General features: G+C 37.5%; 27 protein-coding genes. 13 read left to right on the top strand and 14 right to left on the bottom strand.

Features of this window, described 5'->3' with window-relative positions:
* The first annotated feature begins 29 nt into the window (after positions 1–29).
* Positions 30–938 carry a formate dehydrogenase accessory protein FdhE gene (gene fdhE, locus C3V42_RS07385; RefSeq protein WP_106014135.1) on the top strand — a complete coding sequence of 303 codons (909 nt, stop codon included), beginning with the start codon at positions 30–32 and terminating at the stop codon, positions 936–938.
* Positions 939–983: 45 nt separating this feature from the next.
* Here the strand turns inward: fdhE and rimI are convergent, their stop codons facing one another.
* The 3 genes from rimI to C3V42_RS07370 are packed head-to-tail and all read right to left on the bottom strand — an operon-like array spanning position 984 to position 2,420.
* Complete coding sequence (gene rimI, locus C3V42_RS07380; protein ID WP_106014134.1) at positions 984–1,424, bottom strand: ribosomal protein S18-alanine N-acetyltransferase; 441 nt, start codon at positions 1,422–1,424, stop codon at positions 984–986.
* Between the two features lie 2 nt (positions 1,425–1,426).
* The gene (gene holD, locus C3V42_RS07375; protein WP_106014133.1) at positions 1,427–1,831 is read right to left on the bottom strand and encodes a DNA polymerase III subunit psi; all 405 of its coding nucleotides are present in this window, start codon (positions 1,829–1,831) and stop codon (positions 1,427–1,429) included.
* Position 1,832: 1 nt separating this feature from the next.
* Positions 1,833–2,420: a lipoprotein gene (locus C3V42_RS07370; protein ID WP_106014132.1), complete on the bottom strand. Its 588-nt coding sequence runs from the start codon at positions 2,418–2,420 to the stop codon at positions 1,833–1,835.
* 95 nt (positions 2,421–2,515) lie between these two features.
* Between C3V42_RS07370 and rsmC the strand changes: the two genes are divergently transcribed.
* A complete protein-coding gene (rsmC, locus tag C3V42_RS07365; RefSeq protein ID WP_106014131.1) occupies positions 2,516–3,508 on the top strand; it encodes a 16S rRNA (guanine(1207)-N(2))-methyltransferase RsmC in 993 nt (330 codons plus the stop codon).
* A gap of 34 nt (positions 3,509–3,542) precedes the next feature.
* Here the strand turns inward: rsmC and C3V42_RS07360 are convergent, their stop codons facing one another.
* A complete protein-coding gene (locus tag C3V42_RS07360) occupies positions 3,543–4,100 on the bottom strand; it encodes a YtfJ family protein (RefSeq protein ID WP_106014130.1) in 558 nt (185 codons plus the stop codon).
* A 115-nt stretch (positions 4,101–4,215) separates the two neighbouring features.
* Here C3V42_RS07360 and C3V42_RS07355 point away from each other — a divergent pair, with 115 nt between their 5' ends.
* A complete protein-coding gene (locus C3V42_RS07355) occupies positions 4,216–4,542 on the top strand; it encodes a zinc ribbon domain-containing protein YjdM (RefSeq protein WP_106014129.1) in 327 nt (108 codons plus the stop codon).
* Positions 4,543–4,583: 41 nt separating this feature from the next.
* Here C3V42_RS07355 and C3V42_RS07350 read toward each other — a convergent pair whose 3' ends face one another.
* Positions 4,584–4,931 (bottom strand): DUF496 family protein, encoded by a 348-nt coding sequence (locus tag C3V42_RS07350; protein ID WP_065265242.1) that lies wholly within the window; start codon positions 4,929–4,931, stop codon positions 4,584–4,586.
* Between the two features lie 189 nt (positions 4,932–5,120).
* On the opposite strand from C3V42_RS07350, the gene serC reads away from it, so the two are divergent.
* From serC to tpx, 3 genes are all read left to right on the top strand, one after another.
* On the top strand, positions 5,121–6,203 hold the full coding sequence (serC, locus tag C3V42_RS07345; protein WP_106014128.1) for a 3-phosphoserine/phosphohydroxythreonine transaminase: 1,083 nt from the start codon (positions 5,121–5,123) through the stop codon (positions 6,201–6,203).
* A gap of 65 nt (positions 6,204–6,268) precedes the next feature.
* Positions 6,269–7,378, top strand: coding sequence for a histidinol-phosphate transaminase (hisC, locus tag C3V42_RS07340; RefSeq protein WP_106014127.1), 1,110 nt, complete (start codon positions 6,269–6,271; stop codon positions 7,376–7,378).
* A gap of 8 nt (positions 7,379–7,386) precedes the next feature.
* Positions 7,387–7,884, top strand: a complete 498-nt coding sequence (gene tpx / locus C3V42_RS07335; protein WP_106014126.1) for a thiol peroxidase — start codon at positions 7,387–7,389, stop codon at positions 7,882–7,884.
* An 80-nt stretch (positions 7,885–7,964) separates the two neighbouring features.
* On the opposite strand, the gene smrB is transcribed toward tpx, so the two are convergent.
* Positions 7,965–8,468, bottom strand: a complete 504-nt coding sequence (smrB, locus tag C3V42_RS07330) for an endonuclease SmrB (RefSeq protein ID WP_106014125.1) — start codon at positions 8,466–8,468, stop codon at positions 7,965–7,967.
* A 129-nt stretch (positions 8,469–8,597) separates the two neighbouring features.
* Between smrB and prmB the strand changes: the two genes are divergently transcribed.
* Complete coding sequence (prmB, locus tag C3V42_RS07325) at positions 8,598–9,542, top strand: 50S ribosomal protein L3 N(5)-glutamine methyltransferase (protein ID WP_106014124.1); 945 nt, start codon at positions 8,598–8,600, stop codon at positions 9,540–9,542.
* Between the two features lie 103 nt (positions 9,543–9,645).
* Positions 9,646–10,710, top strand: a complete 1,065-nt coding sequence (locus tag C3V42_RS07320; RefSeq protein WP_106014123.1) for an MFS transporter — start codon at positions 9,646–9,648, stop codon at positions 10,708–10,710.
* A 59-nt stretch (positions 10,711–10,769) separates the two neighbouring features.
* On the opposite strand, the gene cysB is transcribed toward C3V42_RS07320, so the two are convergent.
* From cysB to C3V42_RS07285, 7 genes are all read right to left on the bottom strand, one after another.
* The gene (gene cysB / locus C3V42_RS07315; protein WP_065265248.1) at positions 10,770–11,741 is read right to left on the bottom strand and encodes an HTH-type transcriptional regulator CysB; all 972 of its coding nucleotides are present in this window, start codon (positions 11,739–11,741) and stop codon (positions 10,770–10,772) included.
* 11 nt (positions 11,742–11,752) lie between these two features.
* Entirely contained in the window at positions 11,753–12,826 is a 1,074-nt protein-coding gene (rluB, locus tag C3V42_RS07310) for a 23S rRNA pseudouridine(2605) synthase RluB (RefSeq protein ID WP_106014122.1), read from the bottom strand.
* A gap of 47 nt (positions 12,827–12,873) precedes the next feature.
* Positions 12,874–13,497, bottom strand: a complete 624-nt coding sequence (locus tag C3V42_RS07305) for an L-threonylcarbamoyladenylate synthase (RefSeq protein WP_005638700.1) — start codon at positions 13,495–13,497, stop codon at positions 12,874–12,876.
* A gap of 134 nt (positions 13,498–13,631) precedes the next feature.
* Positions 13,632–14,501 carry a succinate--CoA ligase subunit alpha gene (sucD, locus tag C3V42_RS07300; protein ID WP_106014121.1) on the bottom strand — a complete coding sequence of 290 codons (870 nt, stop codon included), beginning with the start codon at positions 14,499–14,501 and terminating at the stop codon, positions 13,632–13,634.
* Positions 14,501–15,670 (bottom strand): ADP-forming succinate--CoA ligase subunit beta, encoded by a 1,170-nt coding sequence (gene sucC, locus C3V42_RS07295; RefSeq protein WP_106014120.1) that lies wholly within the window; start codon positions 15,668–15,670, stop codon positions 14,501–14,503. The genes sucD and sucC overlap by 1 nt, the downstream gene beginning before the upstream one ends.
* 35 nt (positions 15,671–15,705) lie before the next feature.
* Complete coding sequence (gene rlmM, locus C3V42_RS07290; protein ID WP_106014119.1) at positions 15,706–16,797, bottom strand: 23S rRNA (cytidine(2498)-2'-O)-methyltransferase RlmM; 1,092 nt, start codon at positions 16,795–16,797, stop codon at positions 15,706–15,708.
* Complete coding sequence (locus tag C3V42_RS07285) at positions 16,790–17,683, bottom strand: transcriptional regulator GcvA (RefSeq protein ID WP_106014118.1); 894 nt, start codon at positions 17,681–17,683, stop codon at positions 16,790–16,792. The genes rlmM and C3V42_RS07285 overlap by 8 nt, the downstream gene beginning before the upstream one ends.
* A 475-nt stretch (positions 17,684–18,158) precedes the next feature.
* On the opposite strand from C3V42_RS07285, the gene C3V42_RS07280 reads away from it, so the two are divergent.
* The 5 genes from C3V42_RS07280 (at position 18,159) to C3V42_RS07260 (ending at position 22,262) form a co-directional block, all read left to right on the top strand.
* Positions 18,159–19,190: a branched-chain amino acid aminotransferase gene (locus tag C3V42_RS07280; protein WP_005626306.1), complete on the top strand. Its 1,032-nt coding sequence runs from the start codon at positions 18,159–18,161 to the stop codon at positions 19,188–19,190.
* 142 nt (positions 19,191–19,332) lie between these two features.
* Positions 19,333–19,992: an amino acid ABC transporter permease gene (locus C3V42_RS07275; protein WP_065265256.1), complete on the top strand. Its 660-nt coding sequence runs from the start codon at positions 19,333–19,335 to the stop codon at positions 19,990–19,992.
* On the top strand, positions 19,982–20,650 hold the full coding sequence (locus C3V42_RS07270; RefSeq protein ID WP_106014117.1) for an amino acid ABC transporter permease: 669 nt from the start codon (positions 19,982–19,984) through the stop codon (positions 20,648–20,650). Before C3V42_RS07275 ends, C3V42_RS07270 begins: the two co-directional genes overlap by 11 nt.
* 9 nt (positions 20,651–20,659) lie before the next feature.
* Complete coding sequence (locus C3V42_RS07265; RefSeq protein WP_065265258.1) at positions 20,660–21,424, top strand: amino acid ABC transporter ATP-binding protein; 765 nt, start codon at positions 20,660–20,662, stop codon at positions 21,422–21,424.
* Positions 21,408–22,262 (top strand): cysteine ABC transporter substrate-binding protein, encoded by an 855-nt coding sequence (locus C3V42_RS07260; RefSeq protein ID WP_065265259.1) that lies wholly within the window; start codon positions 21,408–21,410, stop codon positions 22,260–22,262. Before C3V42_RS07265 ends, C3V42_RS07260 begins: the two co-directional genes overlap by 17 nt.
* Before the next feature lie 76 nt (positions 22,263–22,338).
* Here C3V42_RS07260 and C3V42_RS07255 read toward each other — a convergent pair whose 3' ends face one another.
* Positions 22,339–22,482, bottom strand: coding sequence for a hypothetical protein (locus C3V42_RS07255; RefSeq protein WP_048953769.1), 144 nt, complete (start codon positions 22,480–22,482; stop codon positions 22,339–22,341).
* Positions 22,483–22,515: the final 33 nt, after the last annotated feature.

Raw genomic sequence — 22,515 nt, 5'->3', positions numbered from 1 at the left:
TTTTTATTAGTGACAATCAAGAGTATCTTATGAGCATTAAAATTCTTTCAGAGGATGAAATTAAACAAAAAAAGAACGCTTATGATGTTCCACCTGTTTTATTTGCGAATCCTAAAAACCTTTACCAGCGTCGTGCAAAACGTCTACGTGATTTAGCGAAAAATCATCTACTAAGCGATTACTTAAATTTTGCTGCAGATATTGTAGAAAGCCAACTTTCTACATTAGAAAAAAATCCTTTACCTACTCATCCATTTAAACAGTTAAATGAAATTGAGCCCTTAAATGCAAAAACTTTTCAACGAAATAATATTTGGAGAGAATATCTCGCAGAAATTATTCACGAAATAAAACCTAAAGCTAATGAACAAGTATTAGCAACCATTGAACAGCTTGAAAAAGCATCATCTTCAGAATTAGAAGATATGGCAACTAAACTTCTTACTCAAGAATTTAACTTAGTAAGTAGTAATAAGTCTGTTTTCATTTGGGCAGCCCTGTCTCTCTATTGGTTACAACTCACTCAACAAATTCCACATAATAGCCAACTGGAAAATACTGAAAATCTCCATCACTGCCCTGTTTGTGGCTCATTACCTGTTGCGAGTATTGTACAAATTGGTACATCACAAGGTTTACGCTACTTACATTGTAATTTATGTGAAAGTGAATGGAATTTAGTTCGCGCACAATGCACCAACTGTAATAGCCACGACAAACTCGAAATGTGGTCATTAAATGAAGAGCTCGCACTTGTTCGTGCCGAAACCTGTGGCAACTGTGAAAGTTACTTGAAAATCATGTTCCAAGAAAAAGATCCTCATGTAGAACCAGTAGCCGACGATTTGGCTTCTATTTTCTTAGATATTGAAATGGAAGAAAAAGGTCTCGCACGCAGCGGATTAAATCCCTTTGTTTTTCCTGCAGAAGAAGCATAAAAAAATATAGCCTAGGATAAACATTCTAGGCTATATCATTTGTATCTATAAATAACAGGCCATTACTACGGCATTTTCTCGTCCACCACTGGGTTTTGGATAATAATTTTTTCGAATATCGACTTCATTAAAACCAATTTTTTCATACAAGAAACGAGCGGGGTTAGACTCTCTGACTTCTAGCCATAGGGTCTGTACACCTTTTTCTTTCAAGCGAGCGATTAACTCATTCAACAATAATTTCCCCAATCCATTACCTTGATGGGACGGTAAAATAGCAATATTAAACAAAGTCGCTTCATCCAATACTGTTTGGCAAATAGCAAAACCAATAATCTGATTATTCTCTATTAATTTTAAATTGATATAACGCTCCCCTTGATTATTTTTTAACGTCCCCCGCGACCAAGGCACAAGATGTGTTTGCTGCTCGATTTCATACAATCGGTCGAAATCACTGGCTTCAATTTGAGAAATAATAGACATAATTAAGGCTGCTGAATTTGTTGCCACAACTCTCGTTTGGCTTGGTGATTAGATTGAAATTGTTGCCAACTTGGCGAGCGATAAACACGCTCAGCCTGCATACAAAATGATAAAGTGCGGTCAATTTTGTCGCTATTTTCTGATAATAACCAATAACGAATAGGCTGCTTACATTCGATATGCTGGATTTGATCGTAATTCAAACATAAGCAATCTTCTTTTTTAAGATCAAGGCTGAGTAGCACATCCGCCAACAAAGGCGAGCCACTTATATTTTCATCAGAAACAGTGATAAAGCGGATATTCTCAGCAACACTAATTCCTACTGAACCTTGTAGCACCTCTGGACGATATAACATCCACTGAGAAATGCCCATTTCTTGTAAAAGAAGATCGCGTCTATTCATATTAACGAGCAATACTATCAAATGGATAATCGACTAATGCCTTAATAATCGCACGTTCTTCAGCCTGTGTAGGTTCTACTTGATATGAGGTATAACTACGATAAGCAATAATATTTTTATCTTTATGCACTAAAACAACATAACGTTTAAATTTATCACTGGCACAAGCATAATAATCATGAATATCTGATTTCACAGCCTGTAACTGGCAGGTCTCTTTATTTTTTGCAAAATAACGTTCCGTAATAGCTTTCTCATGAGAAACATCAGTTAAATAGAATGTATCACTTAACACGGCTTTACGTGACTCACTATTTTTACTTAATGCTAGACTCACAAAACGAGGATCGTCACCTTTTACTGCTTGTGTTTGTTTCACATATTTCTCGCCATTGAATTCAATTTCGATGCCTTTAGCTGAAATACGCTGAAACTGCGCATCTAACTTTTGTAATACTTCAGTTTGAGCTGGCGTTAATACCGGCTTCGATATTTTAGATGCCTTTTGAGGCGTACCTTGAACAAGGTCGAGAACTTGACATCCAGATAGTAACGTTGCCATTAAGGCTGCAGAGAGAATTTTTTTCATAAAGGATTTTCCTAAAATAGTTTTAATCAATTTTTATTAATAATTTTGCTAAAATAGCGCGTAATTTTAACTAATAACCTACAGGATTTCAAAGCGTGATTTCTCTAGAAAGCCAAGTTTTAGAACGACATTTTTCATTTTTTGATGGAAGATCGGTATTATTTGCTGGCGGTATTTCTGATAATTTTCCTCAAACATTAGCCTCTAAATGCCAATCAATCCAAATTTGGAGTTGCTATTTTGACTATGCAAGAACGCAAAGTGCGGTCAATTTTTCTGTTGAATTTCAAGGTAAAGCTGATTTAATCGTTTATTATTGGACTAAAAACAAACAAGAAGTCAATTTCCAACTACTTCAACTATTAGCTCAGGCGCCTATTGGCCAAGAAATATTAATTATTGGCGAAAACCGTTGTGGTGTGCGTTCAGTAGAAAAAACATTAGCACCCTATGGTGAAATATCGAAAATTGACTCTGCTCGTCGTTGTGGGTTATATCATTTTTCACTAAAAAACAAACCGCACTTTGAACTTAAAAATTTCTGGAAAACCTACCAACATCCTACGATACAAGACTTAACTATATATAGTTTACCTGGTGTATTTAGTGCAGCGGAATTAGATACAGGCACAGAACTGTTACTTTCAACCATTGATAATAAAATAAAAGGAAAAGTACTCGATCTTGGCTGTGGGGCGGGAGTAATTGGCTCTATGATCAAAAAACGCGCGCCTAACGCACAAATTACAATGACTGATATTCATGCGATGGCGTTAGAATCAGCACGAAAAACACTTTCTGAAAATCAATTACAAGGCGAGGTTTACGCCAGTGATGTCTTTTCTAATATAGAAGGAAAATTTGATTTGATTATTTCGAATCCACCATTCCATGATGGTATTGATACCGCCTATCGAGCAGTGACAGAACTCATCACGCAAGCAAAATGGCACCTCAATCAAGGTGGAGAATTACGCATTGTCGCCAATGCATTCTTGCCTTATCCCGAATTACTTAGACAACATTTCGGTGATTACGAAGTTGTTGCTCAAACAGGAAAATTTAAAGTGTATTCAGTTAGAAATTAACTACAATAAAGGCGGATTTTTTCCGCCTTTATCATTAATGAGTAAATTCTCTTACTAATGAAAGCACTGTTTGAATATCAGAGGCCGACAACTGGCCTTCCTTTACAAATTTTACTTTACCATTTTTATCTAATACGATAATCGCACTTTCTTTGGCATTTAAAGCCCATGCATTTTTTACCGCACTTTTATCATCTAACACGACTTGGCTATGTGGATTCTCTACTTTGCCTTTCTCCGCACTACTTTTCACAAACATTCCTGTACCAACAATAGCATCATCAGCATTAATAATTGTTGTTGTTTGATATTTTACAGGATTAAAATGTGACGCCTTAATTGCATCAATCATTGCTTGATTTTTCTCTTTTGCTGAAGTTCTTCCCGCTAAATGATGCACGATTCTCACTTTTCCAGGTAGCGTAGAAGATGTCCAAGATTGGAATGCAATATCCTTTCCATTTAACACAATTTCCCCATAATCAGATACTTTCACAGCAGGTAACAATTGATCTATTTGTAAATTATGTGCAAACGTAGAACTGCTCAACATCGCTAACCCCAATCCCAGCACTAAAAAATTTTTTTTCACGTAATTTCTCCCAAAACTTTATCGAAAAAAAGCCCACCTTTGTTTATTTTGGCGAACTTGACATTTTTTGCTATACTCGCGCGCCTATTATATGCTAACCAAGAAGGAAAACCCAATGGATCAAATGCCTGCTTGTCCAAAATGCCAAAGTGAATATGTTTATCACGACACGGTTAATTTTGTATGCCCTGATTGTGGTAATGAATGGAATAGTAATGAACAAATTGAAACTGATGATGATCAACTCATCGTCAAAGATAGTAATGGTAATTTACTTACCGATGGTGATGATGTGCTACTCATTAAAGATCTAAAATTAAAAGGCTCATCAGAAGTATTAAAAAAAGGAACAAAATTCAAAAATATTCGCCTAGTTAATGGCGATCACAACGTAGATTGCGGCAAAATTATGCTTAAATCTGAATTTTTGAAAAAAGCTTAATAAAAAAATAAACCGATTCTTATTCAGAATCGGTTTATCATTTAAGCGATTCCACCTGATTTCATCAATTCAGCATGTGCTTTTTTCTGTTCTTTCATCTTAGCACTTGTTTCTCGACGCTGCTTTGAAAGCTCTGCATTACGAATAGTATAATCATCCACTCGTCCTTCATAATCATCTCGCATACTTTCAATAATTCCGCGCACTTCTTCAATGCTCATATCGTCACGAATATATTGATTCAAATTATCTAACAATAATACTCGTTTTTGGTTATCACGAATTTTACGGTTGTTGTCTTCCATATCACGTTTAATCTTATTCTTTAAACGATACATTCGGACATACTCCAACACATCCTGGAAAGATTGCTTATTTACATTTTCCATAATAACTCTCTTTTAAATAGACAAAGTGAACTTCACTAATTTAGCTTTTTTTCATCTATTCGTCAAAACCTTACCAATAACTTTTAACAACATTCCCCAAAATTGATTGATTTATTTAAAAAGCGTTGATTATCCGCTTTTGTAGTGATAAAAAGAGACCAATATCATTCATAAAAATAAGGAAACACAATGTCACAAGTCTTTAATTTTAGTGCAGGTCCTGCAATGATTTTCCCAGAAGTTCTTCATAAAGCACAAAGTGAGCTCACAAATTGGCTTGATCAAGGGGTATCTGTCATGGAAGTCAGTCATCGTGGCAAATACTTTATGGAGCTTATCACTCAAGCTGAAAAAGATTTGCGTAATATTTATCATATTCCTGATAACTACCGTGTACTTTTCTTACAAGGTGGTGCTCGTGGTCAATTTGCCGCAATCCCAATGAATTTAATTGGGAAAAAAGGGAAAGCACTTTATTTAAATAGTGGACATTGGTCTGCCACAGCAGCAAAAGAAGCACGTAATTTCGGAGAAATTGATGAAATTACAATTGTAGAAAACGGAGACAAAACGCGTATTACTCAACTCGATTTTAGTGATATTGCGGAAAAATATGACTATGTTCACTATTGTCCGAATGAAACTATTAGCGGAGTTGAAATTTTTGATATTCCTAAAGTAGGAGATGCTGTATTAGTTGCAGATATGTCATCAAATATCCTCTCTCGCCAAATAGATATCAGCAAATTTGGGGTGATTTATGCCGGTGCACAAAAAAATCTTGGCCCAGCAGGGATTACATTAGTCATTATTCGTGACGATTTAATTGATCATGCCCGCAAAGACACTCCCTCTATTTGGAACTATGCAGTGCAGCGTGATGCCGATTCAATGATAAATACGCCACCAACCTTTGCATGGTATTTATGTTCTCTAGTATTTAAACATATTCAATCAATAGGTGGCTTAGACATTATTGCTAAACGCAACACATTAAAAGCACAAACGCTTTATAATTACATTGATTCAAGCAAACTATATAGAAATGTTGTTGCAAAAGAAAATCGCTCAACTATGAATGTGACTTTTATCACTGGTAATGCTGAACTAGATGCAAAATTTGTAGCTGAATCAACTGCAGCAGGCTTACAAGCATTAAAAGGACACAAAGTCCTTGGAGGAATGCGTGCATCTATTTACAACGCCATGCCATTAGAAGGGGTAGAAGCGCTGATTAAATTTATGAAAAAATTTGAAGCAGAAAATAGCTAATCAGAACAGGCTTAACGCCTGTTTCTATAATATCCACAATATTAATAAAAAAACGTATAAAAACAATGCAGTACATTAACATCGCCAATCAAGGGGTGAAATCCCTTTCACCTTACCAAGCAGGAAAGCCAATAGAAGAACTCGAACGTGAGCTCGGCATTTCAAATATTATTAAACTCGCCTCAAATGAAAATCCATTTGGCTTTCCCGAAAGTGCTAAACGCGCTATAAATGCACAACTAAATCAACTCACACGTTATCCTGATGCCAATGGTTTTGAACTCAAACAAACTATTGCTCAAAAATTTGGTGTTCAACCTAACCAAATTACGCTTGGAAACGGATCAAATGATTTATTGGAACTCTTTGCCCATACTTTTGCTAGTGAACATGATGAAGTCATTTATTCACAATATGCCTTTATTGTCTATCCACTAGTCACTAAAGCAATTAATGCAGTAGCAAAAGAAATTCCCGCTAAAAATTGGGGACATGATTTAAACGGATTTTTAGCCGCTCTTTCTGATAAAACGAAACTTATTTATATTGCGAACCCAAACAATCCCACAGGTAACTTTTTAACTGAGCAAGAAATCGATGTTTTTTTAGCGCAAATTCCTGAAACTGTCATTGTTGTGTTAGATGAGGCTTACACAGAATTTACCCAAAAAGAAGAGCGAATAGATTCTTTTAGTCTTTTAAAAAAATACCCTAATCTTATTGTTTCTCGCTCACTTTCTAAAGCTTACGGATTGGCTGGATTACGTATCGGTTACGCAGTATCTAATCCCGAAATTGCCGATTTATTAAATCGTGTTCGTCAACCTTTTAACTGTAATGCATTAGCATTAACTGCAGCAGTTGCCGTGATGAATGATGATCATTTTGTTGAAAAAGTGGCGGAAAATAACCGCTCAGAAATGATTCGCTACGAAACATTCTGCCAAAAGCACAACTTAGAATATATTCCTTCAAAAGGAAATTTTATTACGATTAATTTTAAACAACCTGCTGCACCAATTTATGATTCCTTATTGCATGAAGGTGTGATTGTTCGTCCAATAGCAGGCTATGGAATGCCAAATCATCTTCGTATAAGTATTGGTTTACCAAAAGAAAATGATCGATTTTTCACCGCACTTTCTAAGGTGCTACATCTCCCTCTCATAAAATAGGAGCTTTTATGACAAAAGTAACAATGATGGGTAATCCCATTGAAGTAAAAGGCCATTTTCCACAAAAAGGCGAAAAAGTAGAAAATGTACACTTTACAAATAAAGATCTAGCTGATGTAAGCTTAAGGGATTTTTCTGGTAAACGTAAAGTCCTTAATATTTTCCCAAGTATTGATACTGGTGTATGTGCAACGTCTGTACGAGTATTTAATCAAAGAGCAGCCACATTAGAAAATACTGTCGTACTCTGTATTTCAGCTGATCTCCCTTTTGCACAAGCACGCTTTTGCGGTGCCGAAGGAATTAAAAATGTACAAACACTATCAACCTTCCGTCATAAATCCGTACATGATACGTTAGGCGTTAATATCACTACAGGTCCAATTGCAGGATTAACTGCGCGTGCAGTCATTATTCTTGATGAAAATAATAATGTCATACACAGCGAATTAGTCTCTGAAATTAAAAATGAGCCGAATTATGATGCGGCTTTGGCTGTGCTATAACTTACATTAGCTAATTAAAATATCCCCTATTTGCAAAAACTAGGGGATATGATAAAAGTGCGGTCAATTTTCTTAATATTTTACACATCCACTAAAATCAAAATTGCCGCCTCACCGCCCCATTCTCTTGGCGCTTGATGTAATGCCCGCACTTTGGGATGTTGAACTAGCCAACGTGGAATTTGTTTTTTCAATGTAAAGGTGCCATAGCCTGTCATGATACTGGCACAATCAACATACTCATTTTCACAAGCCAGTAAAAGTGCGGCTAATTCTTGCTTAGCTTGTTCACGGGTTAAACCATGTAAATCTAAAAACAATTCTGGCGAAAAATCTCCGCGACGAAGCTGTTTTAATAAATGGGAATCTTCCCCATCACGTAAATATTTCACAACACCATCATGCTCATTCAGTAACGGCTCATATTCATCAGAAAAATAGAACAATGTATCTTCTTTCGCTCGTAATTCTTTCAATTCTATTTTTTTCTGATCACGTTTTTGGCGAGGAGCAACAAAAGTATCTTGTTTAATTGGCTTAATGCCTTTAGTTTCCGCACGGAATAAATCAAATTCGTCTTGCATTTTTTCTCATTAATTTCAAATTTTGCGTATCATATCATAGTTCTACATTCTCATCTGTGGTATAACTACGCCAAATTTTCATACCGAATTTTATGCTAACTTTTCTACTCACTTTTATGGAGAAATGCGATGGAAACCTCACATAACCAAGAATTAGTTGCAACTATCTTGGAAGATAATGTTGCAAACGAACTGCAAACCATCCAAGATTTTCTGCGTTGGACGTATAGCATTCTCAATCGATCTGATATTTACTTCGGGCAAGGGCACGATAATCCTTGGGATGAAAGCCTGCAACTCGTTTTAAGTGGCTTACATTTACCCATTGATTTACCTACTGAATTATTTAACAGTCGATTAACCCCATCTGAAAAAGAAACCTTAGTTCAACTTGTATTAACCCGAATCGAACAACGCGTACCAGTGGCATATTTAACAAATAGTGCTTGGTTCTGCGGTCACGAATTTTATGTAGATGAACGAACCATTATTCCACGTTCTCCAATTAGTGCGTTAATTCAAGATCGCTTTGAAGATTTAATTTCACAAGAGCCGAATCATATTCTCGATCTATGCACAGGTAGCGGTTGTATTGCCATTGCTTGTGCTTATGCTTTCCCGAATGCGGAAGTGGATGCAGTCGATTTATCAGTTGATGCACTTAATGTCGCGGAGATCAATATTTCACGTCATCAATTAGAGCATCGCGTATTCCCGATTCAGTCAAACTTATTTGAAAATATTTTAGGACAAAAATACGATCTTATCGTGACCAATCCACCTTATGTGGACGAAGAAGATCTCGCCGATATGCCAGAAGAATTCCATTTTGAACCGGAGTTAGCCTTGGGTTCTGGCTATGATGGCTTAAACATTACCAAACAAATTTTAAAACAAGCGCCAGATTACTTAACCGAAAATGGTGTATTGGTGTGTGAAGTGGGCAATAGCATGGTGAGCTTAATTGAGCAATATCCAGATGTTCCGTTTGAATGGGTAGAACTTAAAAATGGCGGACTAGGCGTATTTGCTATTCAGCGTAAGGATTTAGTGAAATATCACGATCTGTTTTAATCTTTCAAGTGCGGTAAAATTTTAATATCAATTTCAACCGCACTTATAAAACTTATGGCGCGCGTTATCCAACGCGTGCTTTTCTTTTTTATCATTTGACTCTATGAATTTACAAAAACTTTTACTTACTCGGCGTTTCTTTTCCACCCTTGCATTTTTTTCTGTGCAAACGGTATTTCTGATTTATCTACAAAGTAAAGGATTGAGCAACAGCGAAATCGCCTTTTCCTTATCACTGCTCTTTTTCTCAAACCAAGCCCTTTCTATTCTTGCTGGTATTTGGGGCGATCGTTATGGTTTAGCCAAAATGATGTTGCTCGGCTGTTTTTTAGATGTGATAGCTTATATTTTCTTTCTCGCAGCAGATAATTATTTATTACTTCTTATTGCGACCACTTGTTTTGGTTTAGGCAGTTGTTTATTTGGAACCAATGCCAAAGCGTGTTTGCTTGTGTTGGCTGGAGATGAATACAAAGAAAAAACGCGCTTACAAGGGAAATATCTAAAAGTGACCTCCATGTCATCCATGTTTGCGCCGCTTTTAGTCATCCCATTTATTAAATACGAACATATCGACTTGCTCATTTGGGTCTGCTTTTCAATGGAAGCCGTATTATTCGCCTTAATGGTGAAGCCTTTCTATCAAATTCAAACCTTGCAAACGTTAGTGAAATTTCGTTTTACTCAAATTAAAGAAATTATTACAAAAGAATTTCTTATGGTGCATTTAATGCTCTTTTTACCTCTTACCATTGCGAGCTCTTTCTTTGTCATTTTCCCATTTTTATTTAACAATAAACTTGGCATGCCTGAACATTCGCCGATAGCATTATTTGGCAATGGCTTACTTACCGTACTATTACAAAGCTATTTTTCCCGAAAAATTAATTTAACGATCAAACAAGCCGCATGGGTTGCCCCTCTGTTGGCTATTGGAATTATCGTGCCTTGGTTTATCACCTTACGTTATCTTTCCGTATTTTCCGCCTATGCCTATCTTGTCATTTTTACCATCATTGAAGTATATGCCCTCACAGCGATGGCAAACTTATTAGTAAAATTTGATAATGGCACTAATCGTGGTTTTATTTTTGGCGCGTCAAGATTATTGCTTTCCATCGCGACAGTTGGTGTGATGAACCTTGTTCCAGTTCTATTTTTAGTATAAAAAAGTGCGGTTGAAATTCTTATTAAATTTCAACCGCACTTTACACCATATAAATAAAATTATTTCACTTCTAATTCAATGCCTTCAAATAATCGCTTCACGGCATTGTTATCACGCAAATGTTCCGCCTTTTCAACAACAGGACGCGTTAAGTGTGGCGAAAAATATTCCATAAAATCATACATATAATTACGTAAAAACGTACTATGTTTAAAAGCAATATTTGTCATACTGGCACGGAATAAATGACTCGCATCAATTGCAACAAGATCCTTGTCAAGCTCAGTATGCGCCATAGATGCCATAATACCCACACCTAATCCTAAGCGAACATAAGTCTTAATGACATCCGCATCAGTAGCTGTGAATACAATATTAGGCAATATTCCTGCGCTATTAAAAGCATAATCTAGATCGGATACGCCTGTAAAACCAAAGGTGTAAGTAACAAGAGGATATTTTCCTAGTGCTTCAATCGTTAGTTTTTCTGCATTAACTAAAGGGTGATCTGGTTTTACAATGACGGAACGGTTCCACCAATAACAAGGTAATTGAATTAAATCATCATACAAATGTGGCGCTTCAGTTGTAATCGCCAGATCCACCTCACCGGACATTAACGCATCGTGAATTTGTGTTGGTGAACCTTGATGAATATGTAAACTCACATCTGGATATTGTTTAGAAAAACGTTCAACAACTGCAGGTAGCATATAACGAGCCTGCGTATTCGTTGTCGCAATACGTAGTACCCCATGATTAGGTTGCGTATATTCATCTGCTACCGCACGAATCCCCTGGGCTTTCACTAATAATTCACGCGCAATCGCAACAATTTTCTTGCCAGCAGGTGTCACTGCCTTAATATGTTTGCCATTTCGCTCAAAAATCTCAAGTCCAAGTTCATCCTCTAACAGACGCACTTGCTTACTTATACCGGGCTGAGAGGTATAAAGCGCATTCGCGGCTTCTGTGACACTCAAATGTTGATTTACAATCTCAACAATATAGCGCAGTTGCTGCATTTTCATAAAAAAAGTCCTTATTTTTTATAACGTTTGCTCAATTCAGAATAACGTTTTACCGCTTTACGAATTTGTCCTGATTTTGGACGGCGACGTGGCTGTGTAACATCTAATTTCGTTTCAGTTTCAACCGGTAATCCCACAAGTTCACGCAAGTAATTGACGTTTTCAAGATCCATTTCTTCCCAGCCACCACGAGGCAAACCTTTCATCAGTTTGATATTGCCGTAACGAATACGAATCAGACGGCTGACTTGGATCCCTTGGGATTCCCACAAACGGCGAACCTCACGGTTACGTCCTTCCATCAAGGTTACGTCATACCATTGGTTAATACCCACACCGCCTGTAAATTTAATTTCTTTAAAGTTGGCAGGGCCATCTTCAAGCTGAACGCCCTTGCGTAAACGCGCTAACATTGCATCATCAACTTGACCAAATACACGCACCGAATATTCACGTTCAACTTCACGGCTTGGGTGCATTAGGCGATTTGCTAGCTCACCATCAGTAGTGAAAAGCAACAAACCCGATGTATTAATATCTAAACGCCCCACAGCAATCCAACGAGAGCCGGTTAAACGTGGCAAACGGTCAAACACGGTCGCGCGCCCTTCTGGGTCACTACGAGTACAAAGTTCACCTTCAGGTTTGTAATACATTAACACGCGGCAAATTTCTTTTTGTGCGTGGCTAAGATTAATGATTTGGCCATCAATACGCACTTTCATGCCAGAATGTACGTCAATACGATCACCTAAAGTCGCAATTTTACCCTCTACACTCACTCGGCCGGCGGCAATCATCGTTTCAATTTCACGACGAGATCCTTGTCCAGCACGCGCTAAAACTTTCTGTAATTTTTCGCCCTCTGCTTTAGGTTGATTAGAGGCTTTTACAACAGGTTTTGCTTTTGGCTTAGATAAAAATTTGTTGTCAGCATTAACCGCACTTTTTTTCGTATTTGCTGTTTCTACGCGAGCAGTACGAGACACTGAACGTCTATCATTTTTAGTTGAAAAATCACTTTTCTTTGCTGAATCTTTGGAAAAGTGCGGTTGTCTTTGAGTTTGTTTTTGACTAGGTTTCATTGTTTTCCTTAAATAATGGAAAGGTCGCTTTCACAAGCGTCTATAAGTTAAATAAAAGGAGCGGTACTTCCACTTCCTTCGCGCAAAATCACTGGAGATTCTTCCGTTAAATCCACCACTGTTGTAGGCTCTTGCCCTAAATATCCACCATGAATAATTAAATCGACTTGGTGCTCTAAACGATCTCGAATTTCCTCAGGATCAGATTGAGTGGTATGTTCTTCACCTGGCAACATTAACGAACAAGATAAAATCGGCTCACCTAAGGCTGAAAGTAAATCTAAAGCGATTTTATTATCTGGTACGCGTAAACCAATGGTTTTACGTTTTGATGTCATTAAACGACGCGGTAATTCTTTCGTTGCTGTAAGAATAAAAGTATAACGCCCTGGCGTATTATTTTTAATCAAACGATACGCAGTATTACTTACCGTTGCATAAGTTGAAAGCTCCGATAAATCACTACACACCAACGTAAAATTATGTCCTTCTGGCAATTTACGAATTGCTACAATGCGATCCATTGCATGTTTATCGCCCATCATACAGCCTAAGGCATATCCCGAATCCGTCGGATACACAATCACACCGCCTTTTTGTAAAATCTCTACGGCTTGATTAATCAAGCGCGCTTGTGGATTTTCAGGGTGGATATAAAAAAATTGGCTCATCTGTTTCTTCCTTAAAAAGTGTGCGCTGATTATAGCAGTTTTGCGCTCACTTTATAATGGCGAGCATATAAAAATAAAGGCGTAGAGAGTCAATCTACGCCTTATCAAACTAAAGTGTGGTTAATTTTCTGAAATTATTTTAATACCTTTCTCAAGGCTGCACCAATTTCAGCTAGGCTTTTTACACAAGTCACACCTGCGGCCTCAAGCGCTGCAATTTTTTCTTCGGCAGTACCTTTTCCGCCACTAATAATCGCCCCCGCATGTCCCATCCGTTTACCTTTTGGTGCAGTGATACCCGCAATATAGGTAACCACGGGTTTGGTGACGTTATCCTTAATGAAGGTTGCCGCTTCTTCCTCTGCGGAACCGCCGATCTCACCAATCATCACAATGGCTTCTGTTTCGAGATCTTGTTGAAATCTTTCGAGAATATCAATAAAACTAGAACCTAGAATGGGATCGCCACCGATACCCACACAAGTAGATTGACCAAAGCCTTCATCTGTAGTTTGTTTTACCGCTTCATACGTTAAAGTACCAGAACGAGAAACAATCCCCACTTTGCCTTTTTTATGTATGTGTCCTGGCATGATGCCGATTTTACACTCATCAGGCGTAATCACACCTGGGCAATTTGGCCCAATCATTACAACGCCAGTTTCATTTAATTTTTGTTTTACCTTAAGCATATCCAATGTAGGAATGCCCTCAGTAATGCAGACAATTAACTTAATCCCTGCATCAATGGCTTCAATTATGGCATCTTTACAAAATGGTGCTGGTACATAAATGACTGTCGCTGTTGCCCCCGTATTTTCGACAGCTTCACGAACCGTATTAAATACAGGCAAACCAAGATGAGTGCTTCCACCTTTATTTGGTGATACGCCACCGACTAATTGCGTTCCATAGGCTAATGCTTGTTCAGAATGAAAAGTCCCTTGTCCACCAGTAAAACCTTGGCAAATCACTTTGGTATTTTTATCAATTAAAATCGCCATTAGTGTTCTCCTTTTGCTGCATTCACGGCTAATTCTGCGGCTTGTTGTAAACTCTGTGCGGTAAGAATATTAACGTCGCTTTCCGCTAAAATTTGGCGACCGATTTCAGCATTCGTTCCTTCTAATCGCACAACCACAGGCACTCTCACGCCCACTTCATTTACTGCAGCAATCACGCCTTCAGCAATCAAATCACAACGAACAATGCCACCAAAAATATTCACTAAAATCACCTTCACAGAAGGATCGGTTAAAATGATTTTGAATGCTTCAGCAACCCGCTCTTTCGTTGCACCACCACCGACATCAAGAAAATTCGCAGGCTTCCCACCATAGAGTTTCACAATATCCATAGTTCCCATTGCAAGCCCTGCCCCGTTTACCATACAACCAATGTCGCCCTCTAAAGCCACATAGTTTAACTGGAATTTTTCAGCTTCTGCTTCACGAGCATCATTTTGAGTTAAATCTTGCAGTGCCAATAAATCTTTATGACGAAATAAAGCGTTATCATCAACTGATATTTTGGCATCGAGACAAACCAAATTGCCTTGTTTAGTCAGAACAAGCGGATTGACTTCCACTAAAGATAAATCTTTTTCTAGAAACAACCGAGATAATCCCATAAAAATATCGGTAAACTGTTTGTTTTGCGCACCACTTAATCCTAATTTAAACGCTAATTCACGCCCTTGATAAGGCAATCCTCCAAATAAAGGATCAATGGTGACTTTGTGAAGTAAGTGCGGTGAATTTTGCGCGATTTCTTCAATATTCATTCCACCAGCAGGAGAAGCAATAAACACCACTTTTTGAGAAGCGCGATCAACGACCGCACTTAAGTAAAATTCTTTATCAATATCGCAAGTTTCTTCAAAATAAATCTGGTTTACTGGCTGACCCGATTTATCCGTTTGAAAAGTGACTAAACGTTGTCCCAGCCATTTTTCTGCAAAAGCTCTTGCTTCCTCTATATCATGTACCAATTTTACGCCACCCGCTTTACCACGCCCACCAGCATGAACTTGGCATTTCGCCGCCCACTTATCGCCAGAAAGTTGAGCCAGTACCAAATCTACTTCATCAACAGATTGACAGACTGCCCCATTTTTTACAGGTAATCTATAATGCTCAAATAGTTGTTTTGCTTGGTATTCGTGTAAATTCATTCGCGACGTCCTTTTTGGTTATGAAAACAATTCACTCAAGGTTTTAATGCTATATGTACCGTGATTTCTTCACGATCGTGATATAAATGTTTTGCTTGAAGATCAAAATTTAAATTCTGCTCCGCCAACATCACAGCTAAGTTTTCTAAACATAATATCACTTCTTGATAACGTTTTTTCATGGGTAATTTTAAATTGAAGATCGTTTCTCGGCACCAACCATTCAACAACCATTTGCCAATTAATAAAGAAATACGGCTTGGTTGTTCCACCATATCGCAGACTAACCAATCCACTTTTTTCCTTTTAGGAGGCTGAAATCTAAACCCATCTTCCGCACAATGTTCAATGCGTCCCGTATCATGCAAACTCGCTGCCATTTTTCCGTGATCAACTGCATAAACAAATAAACCGCGTTTGACTAATTGATACGTCCAACCGCCAGGGCAAGCCCCTAAATCAACGCCAATCATATTTTCATTTAAACGTTTATTCTCTTCTTTACGCGGAATAAAAGTCAAAATAGCTTCTTCCAGTTTTAACGTAGATCGACTCGGCGCATCTGCCGGAAATTTTAAACGAGGGATTCCCATAAAATGAGGAGAATGATTATCTACATAAGAATATCCCACATAACAGCAATTCGGTTTCACAAAAAAACAATGTAAAAATTCACCGCTCTTTTGACTCGCCTTTGCCGAAAGCCAACCTTGTTTTTTCAATGCCTGACGTAAAGGCACGGTAAATTTACGACAAAAAGTGGAAAGCTCCTTCGCTTCATTTGTATCTGCAGTTTCTACAAAAAGCTCGCTAGATTGAGCAAAATTAATTTGTTGTGATAATTCTTCAAACGCCGCGACGATGGGACTAATACGATCAGCGGGATCTAAATCTTCCAATAAGTCGGAAATAACCATCATCTGACGAGCAAAAATCAAACGATTAAAAGGAATATCTCGGGCAAGGCGATCAGCCTCATCAGGTTGATAACATTCAAAAATGACATAGCCCGAATTATCTTGTACTCGTGCAAAACCAAATACACCTAAATTACTTGCTTGATCGGTGATCTCTGCGGCGACTTCTTTCTCAAAACCTGGGCGACAATATAATGCGAGTTTATTCATTTTCTTCTTGTTTAATTGAGTTAATAATCCACTGACGGAATGCTTGAATTTTTTGGTCATCAAGGCGATCAAGGTGATTGACCACATAAAATGATTTTGGATCAGGCAAATTAGTTGGCAACACCACTTTTAATAAGCCATTTTCAATTTCTTGCAAGGCTAATAAGCGATTAGCTAATACAATGCCTTGCCCATGAATAGCCGCCTGTAACGCCATAAATGTATGGCTAAATAACGGCCCTTGCTGAATATTTAAATCGTCTAACTGTAAATGATTTGCCATCGCTTGCCAATTATCACGCGTATGAATATGAATTAATGTGTGTTTTTTTAAATCTTCAGGCTGAATAATTGGATTTTCTGCTAACAATTCAGGCGACGCCAAAATCAATAAATTTTCTCCGCCAAGACGATCCACTTGAAGATTCTGCCAATTACCCAAACCATAATAAATAGCAAGATCAATTTCTTTATTTAACAAGCCTTCATCTTGATCCACACCAGTTAAACGAACCTCAATTTGCGGATAAAGCTGATTAAATTCACTTAAATGTGGCACGAGCCATTGGATACCAAAAGTTTGTGGCACACTAATATTTAAATGCGGATCCGTTTTTAACGTTAACAATCGCTCTGTTGCTTCATTTAAACGACGTAGAATTTTATTAATATCAACAAAATAAGCTTTTCCAAGCTCTGTTAATTCTAAAGAACGATTCTTTCGCTTAAATAATTCAATTCCTAAGAACTCTTCTAATAATTTAATTTGATGACTAACTGCCGCTTGTGTCACACAAAGCTCATCTGCCGCTTTAGTAAAACTTAAATAGCGAGCAGCTGACTCAAAAGCTTTTAGCGAATTCAACGGTGGCAAACGTTTATACATAAGTATTTCCATTCATAAAATTTTTGTCTATAATAGACAAGATTTAATTCGGATTAGTTTTTCTAATACTTCAGATAAAAAAACGTCATTTGTCCTTTTCTACCCTTTTTCCTTACAATACAGCCATACTTAATGATTGGTAATTCCTTACTAGTTAATGAGTTTCGGACTTAAGTATGATGTTGTGTTTGCATATAGTTCGGGTAACCGAACTTGAGTAACAAAATCAAGTTACTCATTTACTTCCTGTATATTTAAACCTTATTGGTTAAACGCTACTCTTCTTGAGTGGCGTTTTTTTCTTCCTGATTCTATCACAGTTACATCTTGATTTTCTGATCGACTTCACAAATTTCACAATTATTAGTTAATTTTCTAAAAATTAACCAATTTTGAAAATTTAAGATTCAAATTCCCATAATAATGATGTAGATTAACCCCTATTTCATTCATAAAAATAAATTAAGGAAGCAAAATGAAAGACTTAGACTGGAATAACCTTGGTTTTAGTTATATCAAAACAGATTACCGTTTCATCGCTCACTGGAAAGATGGAAAATGGGACGAAGGCAAACTCACCACAGACAATACCTTACATATTCACGAAGGTTCTACCGCACTTCACTACGGCCAACAATGCTTTGAGGGCTTAAAAGCTTATCGTTGCAAAGACGGCTCAATCAACTTATTCCGTCCACAAGAAAATGCAAAACGCATGCAGCATACTTCAGATCGTTTACTCATGCCACAAGTGCCAACAGAATTATTCATCCGTGCATGTAAAGAAGTAGTGAAAGCAAACGAAGAATGGGTCGGACCTTACGGTTCTGGTGCAACTCTATACTTACGCCCATTTTTAATTGGTGTGGGTGAAAATATTGGTGTAAAAGCTGCGCCAGAATTTATTTTCTCTGTATTCTGCTGCCCAGTTGGTGCCTATTTCAAAGGTGGTTTAACACCATCTAACTTTATTACCACCGAATACGATCGCGCTGCACCAATGGGAACCGGTGGCGTAAAAGTGGGTGGTAACTACGCTGCAAGCCTTCTTCCACACGTATTAGCAGCAGAACAAGGTACGCCAGAACGTAAATTTGCTGATGCCATTTATTTAGATCCAAAGACTCACACTAAAATTGAAGAAGTCGGTGCGGCAAACTTCTTTGGAATCACAAAAGATAATAAATTCATCACACCAAAATCAGAATCTATTTTACCAAGTATCACCAAATACTCTCTTTTACATATCGCAAAAGAGCGTTTAGGTATGGAAGCAATTGAAGGCGATGTTTATATCGATCAGCTAGATCAATTTGCTGAAGCGGGTGCCTGTGGCACTGCAGCGGTCATTTCACCCGTTGGCGGAATCCAACATAAAGGTAAATTCCATGTGTTCTATTCTGAAACTGAAGTTGGCCCAGTAACACGTCGCCTTTATGAAGAGCTCACAGGCATCCAGTTCGGTGATGTCGAAGCGCCTGAAGGATGGATTGTGAAAGTAGAATAATAAATAAGTGCGGTGACTTTTCACCGCATTTTCTTTATCTCATCTTATTCCATTTCGCTATAAATCATTCATTTCAATTCTTTCTCAACATAAAAAATCTCTTTTATTATCTTTTTACAAACAATGCTTTCATAAAAAGAAAATGAACTGGGATTATATCATTAACGTTTTTCCGCGATTTGTAGATGCAACATTAATGACACTTGCTCTCTCCTTTTGGGGAATCTTACTTTCGCTGATTATCGGTACTATTTGTGCAGTGATAAGTACTTACCAAGTGAAATCATTAAGTTGGCTAGTTAAAAGCTACATTGAGCTTTCTCGTAATACCCCACTTTTAATTCAAGTGTTTTTCCTTTATTTTGGCTTATCTAAAGTTGGCATTAAATTAGATGGGTTCACTTGTGGTGTAATTGGATTGGCTTTTTTAGGTGGGAGCTATATGGCTGAGGCCATTCGCGGGGGATTAGAAGCAGTCTCAAAAGGGCAAATAGAATCTGCACTCAGCATCGGTTTAACGCCTTTTCAGGCTTTCCGCTATGTGATTTTACCTCAAGCCTTTGCTATTTCCATGCCAGCTATTGGAGCAAACTGTTTATTTTTAATGAAAGAAACCTCCGTTATCAGCGCAGTTGCTGTCGCAGAATTAATGTTTATTGCAAAAGAAATCATTGGTATGGATTACAAAACAAATGAGTCCTTATTTTTATTGGTTGTATTTTATCTAATTATTTTATTACCGATGTCAATTTTGATTCGCTATTTAGAAAAACGTACTCGGAGAGCAAAATATGGGGCTTGAATTATTATTCCAAGGTAACCAATTAAACCGCTTACTCCATGGGCTTTGGATTACCGCTGAAATTGCATTTATTTCAGTATTTTTTGCTTGCTTCTTCGGGATTATTTTAGGCGTACTGATGACAAGTAAAAATAATATTATCAAAGCAATTACAGGCTTTTATCTTGAATTTGTACGCCTTATCCCATTATTAGTGTTGTTGTTTCTTGCCTATTTTGGATTAGCAAAATGGTTTGATATCCATTTAGATAGTGTCACCGTCTGTATTCTTGTCTTTATTTTTTGGGGAACTGCAGAAATGGGGGATCTCGTGCGTGGTGCGCTCACCTCCATTGAAAAGCACCAAATTGAATCGGCTTACGCCCTAGGCTTAACGCCCTTGCAAACGTTCATTTATATTTTACTTCCTCAAAGCCTAAAACGAGTGACACCAAGTATGATTAACTTATTCACACGTATGATAAAAACCAGTTCACTTGCCATGTTAATTGGTGTGGTTGAAGTTATCAAAGTTGGTCAACAAATTATTGAACATTCTCTTTTCACTAATCAGTCCGCTGCCCTTTGGATATACGGTGTAATTTTCTGTTTATATTTTGTAATTTGTTATCCACTTTCATTATTTTCTCGTTATTTAGAAACGCGTTGGGAAAATTAAGGAACCAAAATGGCATTATTAGAAATCAAAAATCTTGTTAAAAATTATGGCGATGTAGAAGCATTAAAAGGAATAAGTCTTTCTGTCGAAAAAGGGGAAGTTGTCGTAATTTTAGGGCCATCTGGCTGTGGGAAAAGCACTTTTTTACGCACACTAAATGGCTTAGAACCAATAAAGAGTGGTCAATTATTACTGCAAAATGCAGGCCTACTTGGCAAAGACATCAGTTGGGTAAAAGCGCGCCAACGTATTGGTATGGTGTTTCAAAGTTATGAATTATTTGCTCATTTATCGGTGATCGACAACATTCTACTTGGACCATTAAAAGTACAAAAACGCGATCGTGCTGAAGCAGAAAAACAAGCAGATGAATTACTCAAACGAGTGGGATTATATGAGCGTAAAAATGCCTATCCACGCGAGCTTTCAGGTGGGCAAAAGCAACGCATAGCCATTGTGCGTACCCTATGTATGAATCCTGAAATTATTCTATTTGATGAAGTGACCGCTGCATTGGATCCAGAAATGGTACGCGAAGTACTCGATGTTATTTTAGGTCTAGCCAAAGATGGCATGACAATGTTGATTGTGACACATGAAATGAATTTTGCACGTCAAGTCGCACATCGCATTGTATTTATGGATAAAGGTCAAATTATCGAACAAGCCAAGCCTGAAGATTTCTTCACGAATCCGACCACGGATCGGGCGAAAACATTCTTAAACATCTTAAACTATGAACCAAGAGGGACAAACTATGAAGAAAACATTTAAAAAATTAACCGCACTTTTTGCCACGGCAGCACTTGCTTTTGGATTATCGGCCTGTAACGATAAAGAACAGGTCAAAGAAACGAAACAAGCTTCTGCAATTGAACAAATCAAACAAGCAGGCAAAGTACGCATTGGCGTATTCAGTGATAAACCGCCATTTGGCTATGTAGATACCCAAGGAAAAAGCCAAGGTTTTGATGTGGAAATCGGTAAAGCGATTACGAAGGATCTATTAGGCGATGAAAATAAAGTGGAATTTGTGCTTGTAGATGCGGCAAACCGCGCTGAATATTTACTTTCCAAGAAAGTAGATATTATTCTAGCGAATTTTACTGTCACCGCAGCACGTAAAGAAGTGGTCGATTTTGCTAACCCTTATATGAAAGTTGCACTTGGCGTGGTGTCTAAAAATGGTGAAGTCATCACAAACCTTGAACAATTAAAAGATAAAACCCTGATTGTGGATAAAGGGACTACCGCGGATATTTTCTTTACCAAAAATTATCCCAACATCAAATTACTTAAATTTGAACAAAATACTGAAACCTTTGAAGCATTACGTGACGGACGTGGTGATGCACTTTCTAATGACAACACCTTCTTATTTGCTTGGGCAAAACAAAACCCAGGCTACACAGTAGGCGTAAAAAGTTTTGGCGATCAAGATGTTATTGCCCCTGCAGTACGCAAAGATGCGCCAGATTTACTCAATTGGTTAAATACTGAAATTGTGAAACTTTCTAAAGAAGGCGTATTAAAACAAGCCTATGAAAAAACATTATTGCCAGTTTATGGTGATAGCGTCAGCGAAAGCGATATTGCGGTTCAATATAAATAATAAATGCAAATAAAAATAAGCGCTGGGAAACCAGCGCTTTTTTATGAATGAAAATAGGGCTAAAACCTACCGCGCTTTATGGGTTCATTCCCCAATGACGTGTATTTTTATCAAATTTGATTCCAGAATGCGAACCTTCCGCCCCATTAAAATACACATCTTTATTCGCACAAGCTGAAACAACTAATGCAGCAGCGACCACTAACAACCATTTTTTCATGATTTATCCTTTATTGAAAATTGAATGATGGAA

Source organism: Haemophilus sp. oral taxon 036 (assembly GCF_002998595.1).
Taxonomy (GTDB): Bacteria; Pseudomonadota; Gammaproteobacteria; order Enterobacterales; family Pasteurellaceae; genus Haemophilus; species Haemophilus haemolyticus_K.
The sequence above is the reverse complement of the archived record's forward strand: the minus strand, read 5'-3'. Positions and strand labels throughout refer to the sequence as shown.